Source organism: Pseudomonas sp. BN515, assembly GCF_029873155.1.
GTDB lineage: Bacteria > Pseudomonadota > Gammaproteobacteria > Pseudomonadales > Pseudomonadaceae > Metapseudomonas.
This window is the reverse complement of the sequence record NZ_SSOH01000030.1, coordinates 1-15,795: the sequence shown is the minus strand read 5'-3', so window position 1 is coordinate 15,795 and position 15,795 is coordinate 1. Positions and strand designations below refer to the sequence as shown.

Sequence of the window (15,795 nt, the reverse complement as noted above, 5' to 3'; positions counted from 1 at the left end):
CAAGGAACCTTCATGCGCGTTTTCCTGCTTTTCATCTGTGGCTTGCTGGCCGCCTGCCAGAGCCTGCCGTCGGTACCTGCCTGGCAAAGCCCCGAGGGCCGCGATAGCGCGGACCTGGGCGTAATCCGTGACCTGCGCACCGGCGAACGACTGACGCCGGAGCAACTGGTCGACCGGCTCGCTGTCCAGCCACGGGTGCTGGTCGGCGAGCAGCACGACAACCCGGACCACCATGCCTTGCAGCTGTGGTTGCTGGAGGCACTGGAGTCCCGTCGCGACCAGGGCAGCCTGCTGCTGGAAATGCTCGATCCCGAGCAGCAGGCAAAGGTGGATGCCGTGCGCCAGGGGGCGCTGCCGGCGGACCTGCCACAGTCGCTGGCCTGGCAGGAGAACTGGGATTGGGACCTGTACGGCCCGATCGTCCGTCATGCGCTGGTGCAGCCGTACCCGCTGCTGGCTGCCAACCTCGACCGCAGCGAGATAAAGCGCATCTACAAGGAGCGTCCGGTGTTACAGGGCAAGCGCTCCACCGCCGATGCGGTACGCGGGCCGTTGCTGGAACAGATTCGTGAATCCCACTGCGGAATGTTGCCGGAGTCCCAGATGCCGGCGATGCTGGCGGTGCAGCAGCAACGTGACCGGCGCATGGCCGAGCGGCTGCTGGCGGCACCCGGCCCGGCCATGCTGTTCGCTGGCGCCTACCATGTGCGTCGCGACCTGGGCGTGCCCCTGCATCTGGCGGACCTTGGCAAATCTGATGGCAGCGCGGTACTGATCCTGTCGGAAGTGGGCAAGACGGTGGAGCGGGGCGCGGCTGACTTCGTCTGGTACACCGCGGCGCTTCCGCCCATCGATCATTGCGCCGACATGCTCAAGCAGATGGCGCCGGCGCGCTGAGGTTCGAAATCAGAAATCGTGGGCAAAAAAAGACCCGGCAAACTGCCGGGTCCAAAACCGTGATTAGCCTGATGAGGAGATAATCTGAAGAGCCCGACTGCTTGGTCTCCCAGCTTACCGGCTGATCTCGCGACCAGTTGCGTGAATAATAACAATTCTCATTTTCAAGTCAAGCGTTGATTCGGGGAATTTCTTCATGCCCTGTCGCGCGATGCCCTGAAAGCAGAAACCCCGGCCTTGTGCCGGGGTTTCCTTTATCGGGTTTGGTGGCGGGGTCAGGCCCGCTCGGGCGACAGGCGCAACTGGGTGACTTCCTTGTTCAGCAGATCGATGCGGCGCGCCATGCTCTCGATGAGGCTGTGGGCGATGCGCGGGTTGCTCTGCATCAGGCTGAGGAACTGCTCCTTGGGGATCACCATCACGGTGCAGGCCTCGCTGGCCACCACCGTGGCGCTGCGCCGCTCCCGGGTGAACACGGCCATGGCGCCGAATATCTCGTCCTTCTGCACGTCGCCCACCTTCTGCCCATCGACGTACGCCTCGGCGTGACCCTCGATGATGATGAACACGTGGTCGGCTTCGTCGCCCTGGTGAATCAGCTCTTCGCCTGCGGAGAAGTGCTGGAAACCGGTAGAGGGACGAACGTCAGGCTGCTTCAGTCGGGCCACGGCGTCCGACAGCAGGGCGGTATGGCCCACCAGGTACTGGATGAACAGTTCCTGGCGCTTTTCGTTGCCATAGATGTGCTTGAACACTTCACTGCGGCTGAATGGCAGCAGGCTGATGGGTTCGTCGCTGCTGTAGCGGCAGGAGGGCAGGTCGATGCCTTGGCGCAGCCCGATCAGGTCGCCTTCCTGCAGATAGAAGAGGGGGCGTTCGTCGACTAGGGCGTGGATCAGGCCATTCTCGATCAGGAACAACTGGTTGCCCGGCAGCATCGGCGACAGGTCCTCGACCTGCTCCAATCGCAGCGCGGGGCCGCTCGGTTCCAGCCCGTCGAGCAACTGCCCGGGGATGCTCTGCAGTCTGTTGATCAGCTGGTCGGCGTAGGCCGGTTGCTCCCCGAGTAGGTACATGGCAGAAATTCCTTGAACTGACTGGAATGGCGTCGCACACGAAGGTCCCTGAAACAATAAGGACCTTCGCCTAGCTCGTAAATCTCTCTTGGCGGAGGTTGTGAGCTAGCTCTTGTTGTTGGCGCCTGGAGTGTCCAGTTGATGGTTCAGCTCTGCCTTGTGGCCGGGGGGCAGGTCATTCCAGTGAATATCCAGAAGGGCCCCCTCGATGGCGTAGAGCAGTACTTTCGAGGCCCTGAAGCCCCTGGCCCGAACAGCCTTGTAGGCGCCGACCGCACCGAGCCGGCGCAGGTCGGAGGCACTGTGGATGCCGACGGCATGCAGCCACTGTGCTGAAGTCTTGCCCAGGTTCTTCATGTGTTGCAGTTCGTCGTTCATCGAGCCTCCTTGCGATGGATTGGGCGCGAGAGGGGCAGGGCTGTGGATAAGTGTAGCGGCCATTCGTAGTGCGTGGCCTTGTGCTATCGCTCAATCCTCGTGCGCTTCCTGCACGGATAACGATCACTGCTGACGATAGGGCGGGTCGCTTCGTTCGGGCAGAGGTGCCAACCGCCGGCGGGGATGTCGGCAATTGGAGGGAGAAGATCCTGCTGCACGGCTGAGGGCGACTCAGCCGGCAGTATAGAAGCCGCGCCGGATGTTGCCCGACGCGGCGTAGGAGGGTCAGACGCCCGGCAGATGCTGGCGGATGAGCTCCACCAGACCGTCGAGGCTGGCGGCCTGATCGGTGTCGATGCGCTTGCTTTGCGCTTGCTCGTTCGCATCCAGTGGTTCGCGGCTGGCCAGTTGAGCGCGTACCACTTCCATGGTGGCGTCGGACGGGTCGCTGCCTTCGGCCTGGCGCTGGATCAGCCAGGATTCAATCACCGCCTCCGGTGCATGGCAGTCGAGGATCAGGAACGGCGTACCGGTTTCCTCAGCGACCTGGCGTGCGGCCTTGCGTTGGTCCTGCTTGAGGAAGGTGGCGTCGATAACCACGGGGAAGCCGGCGTGCAGGGCGACACGCGCCAACTGGTTCAGGTGCTCGTAGGTGGCGGAACTGGCATCGGTGCTATAGATGCCGCTTTGCAGGCCGTCGCTACCTTGCTGCTGTTCACCGAACAGGCGCTTGCGTTCGACGTCCGAACGCAGGCGGATGGCGCCGAGGGCTTCCACCAGACGCAGCGCCACGTGGCTCTTGCCCGAGGCGGATACGCCACTGGTAATGGCCAGGAACGGCGAGGGGATGGCGCTGTAGCTTTCCGCCAGCCCGGCGTAGTTGCGGTACTGGCGAAGCGTAGCGGCCTTCTGCACCGCGTCGGGCTGGTGGGCCAGGCTGAACAGCGCGATCTTGGCGCGGACCAGAGCGCGATAGGCCTTGTAGAAGTTGAGCAGCTCCAGGCCCTCATAGTCGCCGGTGTGCTCCAGGTACTGGCTGACCAGGCGGCGGGAGAGAGACTTGAGGCCGCGATCTTCCAGGTCCATGGCGATGAAGGCGGTATCGGCGTAGACGTCGGTGAAGCGGAAAGGCTCGTTGAACTCGATGCAGTCGAAGATCACGACCTCGCCATCGATCAGCGTGGCGTTGCCCAGGTGGATATCACCGTGGCATTCGCGGATGAAGCCTTCCTGCTTGCGGCGCGCCAGCAGCGGTTTGAGTCGCTCGTGGCTGCTTTCGGCCCAGGCTTCCAGGGCGTCCAGTTGTTGCAGGTCGGCCTTATCGCTCAGCATCGGGCGGATCTGCTCGAAGTTCTGGCGCACTGGCATCATCACCGCATCAGGAGTGCCCAGCGGGTGCTCGACGGCCACTTTCGGGGCGGCCAGGTGGAAGCTGGCGATCTGCCCGGCGAGGGCGTCGATATGAGCGGGGGTCAGTTCGCCGCGGGCCTGCATGGCGCTGAGCAGGTTTTCCTGGGGGAACTGGCGCATCTTCAGTACGTACTCGATGGCCGGACCTTCGCCGCCGATCTGCGGGGCCTCGGTGCTGCCGGTGATCGGCAGGACTTCGAGGTAGAGGCCGCGGGTCAGGCGCTGATTGAGGCGCAGCTCCTCCTCGCAGAAGTGCTTACGATCATCGAGGTTGGTGAAATCGAGGAAGCCGAAGTTCACGGGCTTCTTCACCTTATATACGTAGCTGCCGGTCAGCAGCACCCAGGAGATGTGCGTCTCGATCACCTGGAACCCGTCTACCGCATGGGGGTAGAGGGCGGGGTTCTGCAGGGCGGCTATCAGGGACTGGCTCACGGGCGTTCCTTGTTCGGTAGCTGTGGAAGCCCGGCATTATCGCCTCTGAGCGACGCCCTGCAAACCGTCAGGGCGTGCCTGTTGGCTGTGGATAAAGTGCGTATAATGCGCCGCCATGACACGTCCCCGCTCTCCCAAATCCCGCTCAAAACGCCGTTCCAGCAGCCTTCGCCCATGGTTGGGCTGGGCTTTCAAACTGGGCCTGGTAGGCCTGGTGATTCTGGCCGGTTTCGCCATCTATCTCGACGCCGTGGTGCAGGAGAAATTCTCCGGCAAGCGCTGGACGGTGCCGGCCAAGGTCTACGCGCGTCCGCTGGAGCTGTTCGTCGGCCTGAAACTGTCCAAGGACGACTTCCTGAAGGAACTGGACGCCCTTGGCTATCGGCGCGAAAGCGTTTCCAACGGTCCAGGTGCCGCTTCGGTGTCGGGCAGTACCGTCGAGCTGAATACCCGCGGCTTCCAGTTCTATGAGGGCGCCGAGCCGGCCCAGCGCGTACGCGTGCGTTTCTCCGGCGACTTCGTGGCCGGGCTGAACCAGGCCAGCGGCGCGGACCTGGCGGTTGCGCGCCTGGAACCCCTGCTGATCGGTGGCCTCTATCCCGCTCATCATGAAGACCGTGTGCTGATCAAGCTGGATCAGGTGCCGGCTTACCTCGTGGAAACCCTGGTGGCGACCGAAGACCGTGAGTTCTTCAATCACCACGGCGTGTCCATCAAGTCCATCGCTCGTGCGTTCTGGGTCAACGCCACCGCCGGTGAACTGCGCCAGGGCGGCAGTACGCTGACGCAGCAGTTGGTGAAGAACTTCTACCTGACCAGCGAGCGCAGCATCTCCCGCAAGGCCACCGAAGCCATGATGGCGGTATTGCTGGAGCTGCATTACGACAAGCGTGAAATCCTCGAGGCTTACCTCAACGAGGTATTCCTCGGCCAGGACGGCCAGCGCGCCATTCACGGCTTCGGCCTCGCCAGCCAGTACTTCTTCAGTCAGCCCCTGGCTGAATTGAAGGTAGATCAGATCGCGTTGCTGGTGGGCATGGTCAAGGGGCCCTCCTACTACAACCCCCGCCGATTCCCGGAGCGTGCGCTGGAGCGTCGCAACCTGGTGATCGATCTGCTCGCCGAGCAGAACGTGATCACGCCAGCCGAAGCCGTCGCAGCCAAGGCAAAGCCCCTCGGCGTGAGCAAGCGCGGCAGCCTGGCGGACAGCTCCTACCCGGCCTTCCTCGATCTGGTTAAGCGCCAGTTGCGCGAGGATTACCGCGAAGAAGACCTGACTGAGGAAGGTCTGCGCATCTTCACCAGCTTCGATCCCATCCTGCAGTCCAAGGCGGAAACCTCGCTGAACGAGACCCTGAAACGCCTGGAAGGGCGCAAGGGTGTCGATCAGGTGGAATCGGCCATGGTCGTAAGCAACCCGGAAACCGGCGAAATCCAGGCGCTGATCGGCAGCCGACAGCCGCGCTTCGCCGGCTTCAACCGTGCGGTGGACGCCGTTCGCCCCATTGGTTCGCTGATCAAACCGGCGGTCTACCTCACCGCCCTCGAGCGTCCGAGCCAATACACCCTGACCAGTTGGGTCGCAGACGAACCCTTCTCGGTGAAGGGGCAGGACGGCCAGGTATGGCGTCCGCAGAACTATGATCGCCGCGCCCACGGCACCATCTACCTGTACCAGGGGCTGGCGAACTCCTACAACCTGTCGACTGCCAAGCTCGGTCTGGAACTGGGCGTACCCAATGTGCTCAAAACCCTCGAGAGGCTGGGTGTTTCCCGCGAGTGGCCGGCTTACCCCTCGATGCTCCTCGGTGCAGGTGCGCTGAGCCCGATGGAAGTGGCGACCATGTACCAGACCCTGGCCAACGGCGGATTCAACACACCGCTTCGGGCAATTCGCAGTGTGCTGACGGCCGAGGGTGAACCGCTCAAGCGCTACCCCTTCCAGATTCAGCAACGCTTCGATCCGGGCGCCATCTACCTGGTGCAGAACGCGATGCAGCGTGTGATGCGCGAAGGCACTGCGCGGTCGGTGTACAGCCAGTTGCCGTCGTCCCTGACCCTGGCGGGCAAGACCGGTACCACCAACGATTCGCGGGACAGCTGGTTTGCCGGCTTCAGCCAGGATCTGCTGGCGGTGGTCTGGCTGGGGCGCGATGATAACGGCAAGACGCCGCTGACCGGGGCAACCGGCGCGCTGCAGGTCTGGACCGCCTTCATGCGCAAGGCTGACCCGCTGCCGCTGGACATGCCGATGCCGGACAACGTGGTGCAGGCGTGGATTGATCCGCACAGCGGCCAGGGCTCCGATGCGAGCTGCCCCGGTGCGGTCCAGATGCCCTACATTCGTGGCAGCGAACCTGTCCCGGGCGCACCTTGCGGCCTGGGAGCTCCCGTGGACTCGGTGATGGACTGGGTTCGCGGTTGGATGCAATGAACCGAGAGGATGAAACGTGAGTAAAGCCTGGATTCCCGCCCTTGCGGCAGCCGCTCTGCTGGCCGGTTGCGCCTCCCCGCAGCGGGGCGCCATTCCCGTGGTCGATTCCGGCGCGCCCTTGTCCGAACTTGAGCAGGGCAGTTCCAACCGCGGTGGCTACAATCCGGCGCCAGCTGCTCCGCGCAGCATTCCCGAGGACGCCGGTGTGGTGGTGATGGTGCCTGGCGCCAATTCCGGCGCTCCCATCGCGGCTCCCGCTCCCAGCGCGCCCATCAGTGGCAGCATCACCAGCGGTGGGATCACCCCGGGCCCCATCACTACTGGTCCGGCAGCGAGCGCACCCAGCGTGCCGAGCTATGGCGCACCCAGTGCCAGCTACGGCTCGCCGAGCTATAGCGCTCCGGCACCCAGCGCCCCGACGGGTATTCCCGGCAACACGGGTGGCCTGGCGGCTGACGAGCAACTCGATGGCCCGGTTCTGGCGCTGCTGACCACTGCTCAGCAACAGCAGGGGGGCGGTGATCTCAATGGTGCGGCAGCCAGCCTGGAGCGCGCTCAGCGCATCGCGCCGCGCGAACCCCAGGTGCTTTATCGCCTGGCCGAAGTGCGCATGGCCCAGGGCGATGCGGCCCAGGCCGAGCAGTTCGCACGTCGCGCGCTGACTTACTCCAGCGGCCGTCCGGCTCTGCAGGCCAGCTTGTGGGATCTGATCGCACGCTCCCGAGACCGCCAGGGCGATCCGTCCGGTGCTGCACTGGCTCGTGATAAAGCCAAGGTCAACCTGTAATGGACCCGCGCTGCGTCAACATCGCCGACCAACTCCTGCTCATCGAGCAGGAGCTGCGCAGTCTTGGCTGGTGGGATGAGGTATCGCCCAGTGATGATGCCCTAGCCAGCCAGGCGCCTTTCTGTGTGGACACCCTGGCCTTCGAGCAGTGGCTGCAGTGGATCTTCCTGCCGCGTATGAAGGTCATCCTGGAGAACGACCTGGAGCTGCCTCACGCGTCGGGCATCCGTGCCATGGCGGAAGAGGCCTACCGGGAGCGGCTGACCGAAGCGGGCAGGCTGCTCGACGCCCTGGGAGCGTTCGACCGGTTGATAGGCGGGGCGAACTGAGGCGACGCCTCAGTTGCAGTTCTCGCTGATCGCCTTTTCGGCATCCTTGATTCGGGACTGCCGCTCTTCTTCGCTCAGGCGGCGCATTTCACCGTTCACTTCTGTGCGCAGTCGCGGGTTGTTCTGCAACTGCGCCAGGTTGGTACGGATGCTGTCGCAGTACTTGCGGCGCTCCGCTTCCTGAGTTGCAACTTCCGCCTTCACTTTTTCGTCGATGGCTTTCTGGTCGCCTACCGGCTGGCTCTCGGATTGCGGTGCCTGCTGCTGTTGAATCTCACTGTCCAGGAGCGGCAGGCTGGGGCGCGGCTTCGGTACCGAAGTATTCACGCTCGTGGCTTGCTGGCCGTCTGGCGGCTGCGCGCCGAAGTGGGTAACGCCCTGGGCATCGACCCATTTGTAGACTTGGCCGGCCATGGCAGACGTGGCCAGTGCCAGCAACAGGCTGCCGGCGAAAATCATGCGATGCATGCTGTTTCCTTCAAGTGGCGGTGAGTCCTCGGCTAACTATAACCAAAAGCCGGCGACCTTGATCCTGCGTCGCGTCACAGCAATCCATGCAAGATTCCTCAACGGATTACTTGACTTGTCTCGTGCTTATCCGAAGAATCCAGGGTTCGCTATTCCAGTGGGCCGGCCGCAAGTCGGAAGCTGTAGTAGACGATGAGGTGCACACCCGCGCCGACCTGTAACACCCGCAACGCGTTACCTCGCGCTGGGTGGGAAAGCCCCGCAACAACTCTCAGGGGCCGACCCGATGCTTGTTCAGTCAGTAGCTGACGTAGTCGGCGACCACCAGTCGCTCACGCGCTGATTGCAGGCAAACCTAATCAGGCTGTCCGGTCGCGGGCGGTTATCTGGCGTTCTAGAGGTGAAAAACGTGGAGCTTTTATCTGGCGCTGAAATGGTCGTCCGCTCGCTGCGTGACGAAGGCGTTAAGTACATCTATGGGTACCCGGGTGGTGCCCTCCTGCATATCTACGATGCCCTGTTCAAAGAAAATGAAGTGACCCATATCCTGGTCCGTCATGAACAGGCTGCTACCCATATGGCTGACGGCTACGCCCGCGCCACCGGCAAACCCGGTGTTGTGCTGGTGACGTCCGGTCCGGGTGCGACCAACGCCGTTACCGGCATCGCCACCGCCTACATGGACTCCATTCCGATGGTGATCCTGTCCGGCCAGGTGCCGAGCAACATGGTCGGCACCGATGCCTTCCAGGAAACCGACATGGTCGGTATCTCCCGCCCGATCGTGAAGCACAGCTTCATCATCAAACATCCCTCGGAAATCCCCGAGGTGATCAAGAAGGCGTTCTACATCGCCCAGTCCGGCCGTCCCGGCCCGGTTGTCGTCGACATTCCGAAGGACATGGGCGACCCGACCCAGAAGTTCGAATACAGCTACCCGAAGAAGGTCAAGCTGCGTTCTTACAGCCCTGCGGTCCGTGGCCACTCCGGTCAGATCCGCAAGGCCGCCGAGATGCTGCTGGCCGCCAAGCGTCCGATCATGTACTCCGGTGGTGGCGTGATCATGGGCAACGCATCCGAGCAGCTCACCGAGCTGGCCAAGATGCTCAACCTGCCGGTCACCAACACCCTGATGGGCCTTGGCGCCTTCCCGGGCACTGATCGCCAGTTCGTCGGCATGCTCGGCATGCACGGCAGCTACACCGCCAACCTGGCGATGCACCATTGCGACGTCATACTGGCCGTCGGCGCACGCTTCGATGACCGCGTCATCAACGGCGCTGCCAAGTTCTGCCCGAACGCCAAGATCATCCACATCGACATCGACCCCGCGTCGATCTCCAAGACCATCAAGGCCGACATCCCGATCGTTGGCCCGGTAGACAGCGTGCTGTCCGAGATGGTCGCCATCCTCAAGGAAATCGGCGAGACACCGAACAAGGAAACCGTCGCGGCCTGGTGGAAGCAGATCGATGAGTGGCGCGCTGGTGGCGACCTGTTCCCCTACGACAAGGGCGACGGCAGCATCATCAAACCGCAGAGCGTGATCGAGACCCTCTGGGAAGTGACCAAGGGCGATGCCTACATCACCTCCGACGTGGGTCAGCACCAGATGTTCGCGGCGCAGTACTACCGCTTCAACAAGCCCAATCGCTGGATCAACTCCGGCGGCCTGGGCACCATGGGCTTCGGTTTCCCCGCGGCTATGGGCATCAAGCTGAGCTTCCCGGAAGTCGACGTCGCTTGCGTGACCGGCGAGGGCAGTATCCAGATGAACATCCAGGAGCTGTCCACCTGCCTCCAGTACGACCTGCCGGTGAAGATCATCAACCTGAACAACGGTGCGCTGGGCATGGTCCGCCAATGGCAGGACATGCAGTACAACAGCCGTTACTCGCACTCCTACATGGAATCGCTGCCTGATTTCGTCAAGCTGGCCGAGGCCTATGGCCACGTTGGCATTCGCGTGACCGATCCGAAGGATCTGAAGGCGAAGATGGAAGAGGCGTTCTCGCTGAAGAACCGTCTGGTGTTCCTCGATATCCAGGTCGACTCCAGCGAACACGTCTACCCGATGCAGATTCGGGATGGCGCCATGCGCGACATGTGGCTGAGCAAGACGGAGCGGACCTGAACATGCGACACATCATTTCCCTGCTGCTGGAAAACGAGCCGGGCGCACTGTCCCGCGTCGTCGGCCTGTTCTCTCAGCGCAACTACAACATCGAAAGCCTGACCGTGGCTCCGACCGAGGACCCGACCCTGTCGCGTCTGACGCTGACCACCATCGGCCACGATGAAGTGATCGAGCAGATCACCAAGAACCTCAACAAGCTGATCGAAGTGGTGAAGCTGGTGAACCTGTCGGAGAGCGCTCACATCGAGCGTGAACTGATGCTGGTCAAAGTGAAGGCCACCGGCGCCCAGCGCGCCGAGGTCAAGCGCACCACCGACATCTTCCGCGGCCAGATCGTCGACGTGACTTCCAGCGTCTATACGATCCAGCTGGCGGGCACTAGCGACAAGCTGGACAGCTTCATCCAGGCCATCGGCACCAGCTCGATCCTGGAAACTGTACGCAGTGGCGTCACCGGGATTTCCCGTGGCGACAAAGTGCTGACTATCTGATCGCAGTCATGAAAAACCCCGCCTGGTGCGGGGTTTTTTATTGCCTGGATTTTACTGGCGGCGATTCCAGAATGCTGCGATCAGCGGGTCCTTGAGGCGTTTTTCCAGGGCGAACAGACCGATGTCGTAGGGGGCCAATGGCGGCTGGATATCGTAGATTCGAATGCGTGCGGTCAGTGGGCTGTTGTCGAGCACGATTTGCGGAACTACGCCAATACCGAACCCCAGGCTCACCATGCTGACGATGGCCTCGTTGCCGCTCACCTGGGCATAGATGCGCGGCTTGATGCCGTGGCTTTTCAGCCAGCGGTCGGTCCGGGTCCGGGCAAGGCCTTCTTCCGAGAGAATCATTGGTACGTCCTTCCAGCTCTGCGCCGTGGGCTGCCTCCGTTGTTCTTCGGTCAGCAGTTGAGGTGACTGTGGGCCGATGAAGCGCAGCTCCGAGCGGGTAATCGACTGGAATTCGACGCCGGCTGGCAGGTTGTCGGGTCGGGCACCGATGGCAAGATCCTCCAGCCCCTGCTGCACCCGCTCGACGGCCTTTGCGGGGTCGCCGGTGTGCAGCTTCATTTCGATGCGGGGGTAGTCCAGGCGGAAGCTGCTCAGGATGTCGTAGAGGAAGCTGTAGCTCGCCGTCACCGAGCAATAGAGGGAGAGTTCGCCGTTCAGGTCCAATTGGTCCTGCATGAGTCGTTGGCGGATGGCATGCCAGCCGTTCATGGCCTCGCTCGCGTATTCGCGGAACTGCTGCCCCTCGCGGGTCAGCTGAACCGAGCGACTGTCGCGCACGAACAGTGGTGCGCCGAGTTCGTCCTCGAGTTGCTTGATGCTGCGACTGAGCGCGGAGGGGCTGACATGCTGCTCACGGCTGGTTTTGCCGAAGTGCAGGTTGTCTGCCAGGGAAAGAAAGAGCTTGAGGGAGTGGCTGTCCACGAGCGTTTCTCATATCGGCACATTGCGTTGCGAATATATCATTTTACGCAATGGAGCAGATCGCTTAATGTGCCCTTGTCGCGGTGTGCGCACCCCATCCCTTTCGTTATAAGAGTCAAGAACATGAAAGTTTATTACGACAAAGACTGTGACCTCTCGATCATCCAGGGCAAGAAAGTTGCCATCATCGGTTACGGTTCCCAGGGCCACGCCCACGCGTGCAACCTGAAAGATTCCGGTGTGGACGTGACCGTTGGCCTGCGCCCGGGTTCCGCCACCGTTGCCAAGGCCCAGGCCCATGGCCTGACCGTCAAGAGCGTGCCGGAAGCCGTTGCTGCTGCTGACCTGGTAATGATCCTGACTCCGGACGAGTTCCAGTCCAAGCTGTACAAGGAAGAAGTCGAGCCGAACCTGAAGAAGGGTGCCACCCTGGCCTTCGCCCACGGCTTCGCCATCCACTACAACCAGGTCGTACCGCGCGCTGACCTCGATGTGATCATGATCGCGCCGAAAGCTCCGGGCCACACCGTTCGCTCCGAGTTCGTAAAGGGCGGCGGCATCCCTGACCTGGTAGCTATTTACCAGGACGCTTCCGGCAACGCCAAGAACGTAGCCCTGTCCTACGCCTGCGGCGTGGGCGGCGGCCGTACCGGCATCATCGAAACCACCTTCAAGGACGAAACCGAAACCGACCTGTTCGGTGAGCAGGCTGTTCTGTGCGGCGGTTGCGTTGAGCTGGTGAAAGCCGGTTTCGAAACCCTGGTCGAAGCTGGCTACGCGCCGGAAATGGCCTACTTCGAGTGCCTGCACGAGCTGAAGCTGATCGTCGACCTCATGTACGAAGGCGGCATCGCCAACATGAACTACTCGATCTCCAACAACGCCGAGTACGGTGAGTACGTAACCGGTCCGGAAGTCATCAACGCCGAATCCCGTCAGGCCATGCGTAACGCTCTGAAGCGCATCCAGGACGGCGAATACGCCAAGATGTTCATTCAGGAAGGTGCTTCGAACTACGCTTCGATGACCGCCTACCGCCGCAACAACGCTGCTCACCCGATCGAGCAGGTTGGCGAGCGTCTGCGCGCGATGATGCCGTGGATCTCCGCCAACAAGATCGTCGACAAGACCAAGAACTAAGGTCTTTTCCGATCCAGAAAGAACGCGGCCTTGGCCGCGTTCTTTCGTTATGGCGATAGGGTTCTGGTATAAAGCCTGTTTGCCGGGCGCTGCATCCCGCGTGTCGCCCACCACAAACCGTATTCGTTGCAAGGATGTAGTTCATGAGTGAACGTCCCGAAGAGCCGAATCAGCCCACCGAGGGCGAGAGCCTGCTGCCCATCGACGAGCATGTCGAGGAAGGGCAGGACGCCGATGGGCGCAAGGTTCGCCACCGCGGTATCTATCTGCTGCCCAATCTCTTCACCACCGCCAACCTGTTCGCCGGCTTCTACGCCATCGTCAATGCCATGAACGGCAACTTCTCGGTGGCTGCCGCTACCGTTTTCGTCGCCATGGTGCTGGATAGCCTCGATGGCCGCGTTGCGCGACTCACCAATACCCAGAGTGCTTTCGGTGCCGAGTACGACTCGCTGTCGGACATGGTCGCCTTCGGTGTTGCGCCGGCATTGCTGGCTTTTGAATGGGCCTTGAGTGGGCTGGGGAGCGTCGGTCTGACGGTTGCCTTCATCTATGTGGCCGGCGCGGCGCTGCGTCTGGCGCGTTTCAATACCCAAATTGGCAAGGTGGACAAGCGCTACTTCATCGGTCTTGCCAGTCCGGCTGCGGCAGGCGTAGTGGCCGGTACCGTCTGGGCATTCAGCGACTTCGGTATCAAGGGCTCGAACATGTCGTTCATCGTTGCCCTGCTGGTCGCCCTGGCTGGCATGCTGATGGTCAGCAACATCAAGTTCTACAGCTTCAAGGACCTGGACCTGAAAGGACGTGTGCCCTTCGTGGCCATTCTCGTGGTCGTGCTGGTCTTCGCTGTAGTGTTCAGCGACCCGCCGCGCATCCTTCTGCTGATCTTCCTGGCTTACGCCGCTTCCGGCCCGGTGCAATACTTGCTCCAACTGCGTCGCCGCAAGCAGGTCGAGTGATGTAATTTCCTCGCGGCTCCGCAGTCTACTGGGCATCCCTGCCCAAGTTGCGGAGCCGCCATGCTGATCCAGATTCCCTCTTCCTCCGCGTGTCGCGAGAGCGAAGTCACCTCCGAGTCCATCTACCTCTCCCGTCGCCAGCTGCTTGGTGCGGCCGGTGCCCTGGCGGCCATGGCTGCGATGCCTGGCCGTGCCCAGGATGCATCGGCCTATCCGGATGTTGAGCCAGCGCCGGCGCCAACGTGGTTCAGTGAGAAGCTCGCCAGTACCCGATGGCAGGCGGTAACGCCGGGGAACGAGTCGACCACCCCGTTTCAGGACGCGACCCACTACAACAACTTCTACGAGTTCGGGACTAACAAGGGCGACCCGGCGCGTTATGCGGAGAAGATGCAGGTCGAACCCTGGACGGTGCGAATCGATGGAGAAGTGGGCAAGCCGGGCACTTATTCAGTAGAGGATCTGGTCCGGCCACACGGGCTTGAAGAGCGCATCTACAGGCTGCGTTGTGTCGAGGCCTGGTCCATGGTCATTCCCTGGCTGGGTTTCCCCTTGGCTGAATTGCTCAAGCGAGTGGAGCCTACGAGCAAAGCCAAGTACGTCAGCTTCGAGACCCGCCTTGCGCCGGAAGAGATGGCTGGTGTGCGGTCCGGGTTCTCCCTGATCGATTGGCCTTATGTGGAAGGGCTGAGGCTGGACGAGGCCATGCATCCGCTGACGATTCTTGCCGTGGGTATGTATGGTCGCGTGCTGCCGAACCAGAACGGAGCGCCGTTGCGCCTGGTGGTGCCCTGGAAGTATGGTTTCAAGGGCATCAAGTCCATCGTGCGAATCAGCCTGGTCAGTGAGCAGCCACCCACGACATGGCAATCCATCGCCCCTGAGGAATATGGCTTCTATTCGAACGTCAATCCTGAGGTGGACCATCCCCGCTGGAGCCAGGCCCATGAGCGGCGCCTCCCCAGTGGCCTGTTCAGCCCGAATATCGTGCCGACGCGTATGTTCAACGGCTATGACGAAGTGGCCAGCCTCTATGCCGGGCTGGATCTGAGGAAGTACTACTGATGCGGTTCAGACTCTGGAGACTGTTCGTGTTCCTCGTGGCGCCGATCCCGGTCGGTCTGTGGTTCTATCAAGCCTGGATATTTGCCCTTGGGCCGGACCCGGGCAAGGTTCTTGTAGATCGTCTGGGGCTGGGAGCGCTCTGGTTGCTGCTCATCACCCTGTCCATGACGCCGCTGCAGAAGCTGACTGGCTGGGGAGGCTGGATTGCGGTGCGCAGGCAAGTGGGGCTTTGGTGCTTCACTTATGTGGTGCTGCATATCACGGGGTATGCCGTGTTCCTGCTCGGCTTGGATATGCAGCAATTACTGATTGACCTGGGCAAGCGTCCCTACATATTCGTAGGCGCCCTTGGGTTCTGTGGGTTGCTGGCACTGGCGGTAACGTCCAACCGCTTCAGCATCCGGCGCCTGGGTAAGCGCTGGAAGCAATTGCATCGGCTGGTATATGCGATTCTGGCGATTGCTCTACTGCATATGCTCTGGGTTGTGCGAGCGGATATGGCCGAATGGTCCGGCTATGCCGTTACAGGTATTGGGTTGCTGCTGTTGCGAGTTCCAATCGTGGAGCGCTACCTGACTAGGGTTTTCGCGCTATTCAGGCGGGATGACAAAAAAGTATCAATTTAGTGTTGACGGCAGATTTTGCATCCCTATAATGCGCCCCACTTCCGGCGCAGTCGCCAAGCAAAACTCCTTGTAGATCAATGAGTTAAATGTTTGGAGAGGGTGCTGGAAGGGTTCGCTTCAAACAGTTCGTCACTGACGAATGAAGCTGAATCGGAGGTGTTGACAGCGAGTTTGAACGCTGTAGAATGCGCCTCCCGCTGACGAGAAGAGTGAATCGGATCGGAAGCGCA

Annotated in this window: 15 protein-coding genes; 10 read left to right on the top strand and 5 right to left on the bottom strand. The window is 61.7% G+C overall.

The features are described from left to right. Nucleotides 1-12: 12 nt before the first annotated feature. The gene (locus E8E91_RS08795; RefSeq protein WP_280375430.1) at nucleotides 13-897 is read left to right on the top strand and encodes a ChaN family lipoprotein; all 885 of its coding nucleotides are present in this window, start codon (nucleotides 13-15) and stop codon (nucleotides 895-897) included. Nucleotides 898-1,172: 275 nt separating this feature from the next. Here the strand turns inward: E8E91_RS08795 and E8E91_RS08790 are convergent, their stop codons facing one another. The 3 genes from E8E91_RS08790 to E8E91_RS08780 all read right to left on the bottom strand — a co-directional run bounded on the left by E8E91_RS08790 (nucleotide 1,173) and on the right by E8E91_RS08780 (nucleotide 4,196). Next, nucleotides 1,173-1,973, bottom strand: a complete 801-nt coding sequence (locus E8E91_RS08790; RefSeq protein WP_280375429.1) for a cyclic nucleotide-binding domain-containing protein — start codon at nucleotides 1,971-1,973, stop codon at nucleotides 1,173-1,175. Between the two features lie 105 nt (nucleotides 1,974-2,078). Then, nucleotides 2,079-2,351, bottom strand: coding sequence for a TfoX/Sxy family protein (locus E8E91_RS08785; RefSeq protein ID WP_151136930.1), 273 nt, complete (start codon nucleotides 2,349-2,351; stop codon nucleotides 2,079-2,081). 285 nt (nucleotides 2,352-2,636) lie between these two features. Beyond that, on the bottom strand, nucleotides 2,637-4,196 hold the full coding sequence (locus tag E8E91_RS08780) for a bifunctional aminoglycoside phosphotransferase/ATP-binding protein (RefSeq protein ID WP_280375428.1): 1,560 nt from the start codon (nucleotides 4,194-4,196) through the stop codon (nucleotides 2,637-2,639). A gap of 115 nt (nucleotides 4,197-4,311) precedes the next feature. On the opposite strand from E8E91_RS08780, the gene mrcB reads away from it, so the two are divergent. From mrcB to E8E91_RS08765, 3 genes are read left to right on the top strand one after another with little or no spacing between them, the layout of a single operon-like run. After that, nucleotides 4,312-6,630, top strand: a complete 2,319-nt coding sequence (gene mrcB / locus E8E91_RS08775; RefSeq protein ID WP_280364892.1) for a penicillin-binding protein 1B — start codon at nucleotides 4,312-4,314, stop codon at nucleotides 6,628-6,630. A gap of 16 nt (nucleotides 6,631-6,646) precedes the next feature. Then, nucleotides 6,647-7,417, top strand: a complete 771-nt coding sequence (locus E8E91_RS08770) for a tetratricopeptide repeat protein (RefSeq protein ID WP_280375427.1) — start codon at nucleotides 6,647-6,649, stop codon at nucleotides 7,415-7,417. Further along, entirely contained in the window at nucleotides 7,417-7,746 is a 330-nt protein-coding gene (locus E8E91_RS08765; protein WP_280364888.1) for a YqcC family protein, read from the top strand. The genes E8E91_RS08770 and E8E91_RS08765 overlap by 1 nt, the downstream gene beginning before the upstream one ends. 9 nt (nucleotides 7,747-7,755) lie before the next feature. On the opposite strand, the gene E8E91_RS08760 is transcribed toward E8E91_RS08765, so the two are convergent. Beyond that, entirely contained in the window at nucleotides 7,756-8,214 is a 459-nt protein-coding gene (locus E8E91_RS08760; protein WP_280364885.1) for a DUF4124 domain-containing protein, read from the bottom strand. A gap of 409 nt (nucleotides 8,215-8,623) precedes the next feature. On the opposite strand from E8E91_RS08760, the gene E8E91_RS08755 reads away from it, so the two are divergent. Next, on the top strand, nucleotides 8,624-10,348 hold the full coding sequence (locus E8E91_RS08755) for an acetolactate synthase 3 large subunit (protein WP_190831892.1): 1,725 nt from the start codon (nucleotides 8,624-8,626) through the stop codon (nucleotides 10,346-10,348). Nucleotides 10,349-10,350: 2 nt separating this feature from the next. Continuing rightward, a complete protein-coding gene (gene ilvN, locus E8E91_RS08750) occupies nucleotides 10,351-10,842 on the top strand; it encodes an acetolactate synthase small subunit (protein ID WP_028630051.1) in 492 nt (163 codons plus the stop codon). A 51-nt stretch (nucleotides 10,843-10,893) separates the two neighbouring features. Here the strand turns inward: ilvN and ilvY are convergent, their stop codons facing one another. Further along, on the bottom strand, nucleotides 10,894-11,775 hold the full coding sequence (gene ilvY, locus E8E91_RS08745; protein ID WP_280375426.1) for an HTH-type transcriptional activator IlvY: 882 nt from the start codon (nucleotides 11,773-11,775) through the stop codon (nucleotides 10,894-10,896). A 123-nt stretch (nucleotides 11,776-11,898) separates the two neighbouring features. Here ilvY and ilvC point away from each other — a divergent pair, with 123 nt between their 5' ends. From ilvC to msrQ, 4 genes are all read left to right on the top strand, one after another. Further along, nucleotides 11,899-12,915, top strand: a complete 1,017-nt coding sequence (ilvC, locus tag E8E91_RS08740; RefSeq protein WP_016494721.1) for a ketol-acid reductoisomerase — start codon at nucleotides 11,899-11,901, stop codon at nucleotides 12,913-12,915. Nucleotides 12,916-13,058: 143 nt separating this feature from the next. Next, nucleotides 13,059-13,874, top strand: coding sequence for a CDP-diacylglycerol--serine O-phosphatidyltransferase (gene pssA / locus E8E91_RS08735; protein ID WP_190831896.1), 816 nt, complete (start codon nucleotides 13,059-13,061; stop codon nucleotides 13,872-13,874). A gap of 60 nt (nucleotides 13,875-13,934) precedes the next feature. Continuing rightward, nucleotides 13,935-14,939, top strand: a complete 1,005-nt coding sequence (gene msrP, locus E8E91_RS08730) for a protein-methionine-sulfoxide reductase catalytic subunit MsrP (protein ID WP_280364874.1) — start codon at nucleotides 13,935-13,937, stop codon at nucleotides 14,937-14,939. After that, nucleotides 14,939-15,565, top strand: a complete 627-nt coding sequence (msrQ, locus tag E8E91_RS08725; RefSeq protein ID WP_280375425.1) for a protein-methionine-sulfoxide reductase heme-binding subunit MsrQ — start codon at nucleotides 14,939-14,941, stop codon at nucleotides 15,563-15,565. Before msrP ends, msrQ begins: the two co-directional genes overlap by 1 nt. Nucleotides 15,566-15,795 lie beyond the last annotated feature (230 nt).

Bases quoted from the DNA above. Each gene is read 5' to 3' on its own strand.
- E8E91_RS08795 (WP_280375430.1), top strand. From the start codon at position 13: ATGCGCGTTTTCCTGCTTTTCATCTGTGGCTTGCTGGCCGCCTGCCAG.
- E8E91_RS08790 (WP_280375429.1), bottom strand. From the start codon at position 1,973: ATGTACCTACTCGGGGAGCAACCGGCCTACGCCGACCAGCTGATCAAC.
- E8E91_RS08785 (WP_151136930.1), bottom strand. From the start codon at position 2,351: ATGAACGACGAACTGCAACACATGAAGAACCTGGGCAAGACTTCAGCA.
- mrcB (WP_280364892.1), top strand. From the start codon at position 4,312: ATGACACGTCCCCGCTCTCCCAAATCCCGCTCAAAACGCCGTTCCAGC.
- E8E91_RS08765 (WP_280364888.1), top strand. From the start codon at position 7,417: ATGGACCCGCGCTGCGTCAACATCGCCGACCAACTCCTGCTCATCGAG.
- E8E91_RS08760 (WP_280364885.1), bottom strand. From the start codon at position 8,214: ATGCATCGCATGATTTTCGCCGGCAGCCTGTTGCTGGCACTGGCCACG.
- ilvN (WP_028630051.1), top strand. From the start codon at position 10,351: ATGCGACACATCATTTCCCTGCTGCTGGAAAACGAGCCGGGCGCACTG.
- ilvC (WP_016494721.1), top strand. From the start codon at position 11,899: ATGAAAGTTTATTACGACAAAGACTGTGACCTCTCGATCATCCAGGGC.
- pssA (WP_190831896.1), top strand. From the start codon at position 13,059: ATGAGTGAACGTCCCGAAGAGCCGAATCAGCCCACCGAGGGCGAGAGC.
- msrP (WP_280364874.1), top strand. From the start codon at position 13,935: ATGCTGATCCAGATTCCCTCTTCCTCCGCGTGTCGCGAGAGCGAAGTC.
- msrQ (WP_280375425.1), top strand. From the start codon at position 14,939: ATGCGGTTCAGACTCTGGAGACTGTTCGTGTTCCTCGTGGCGCCGATC.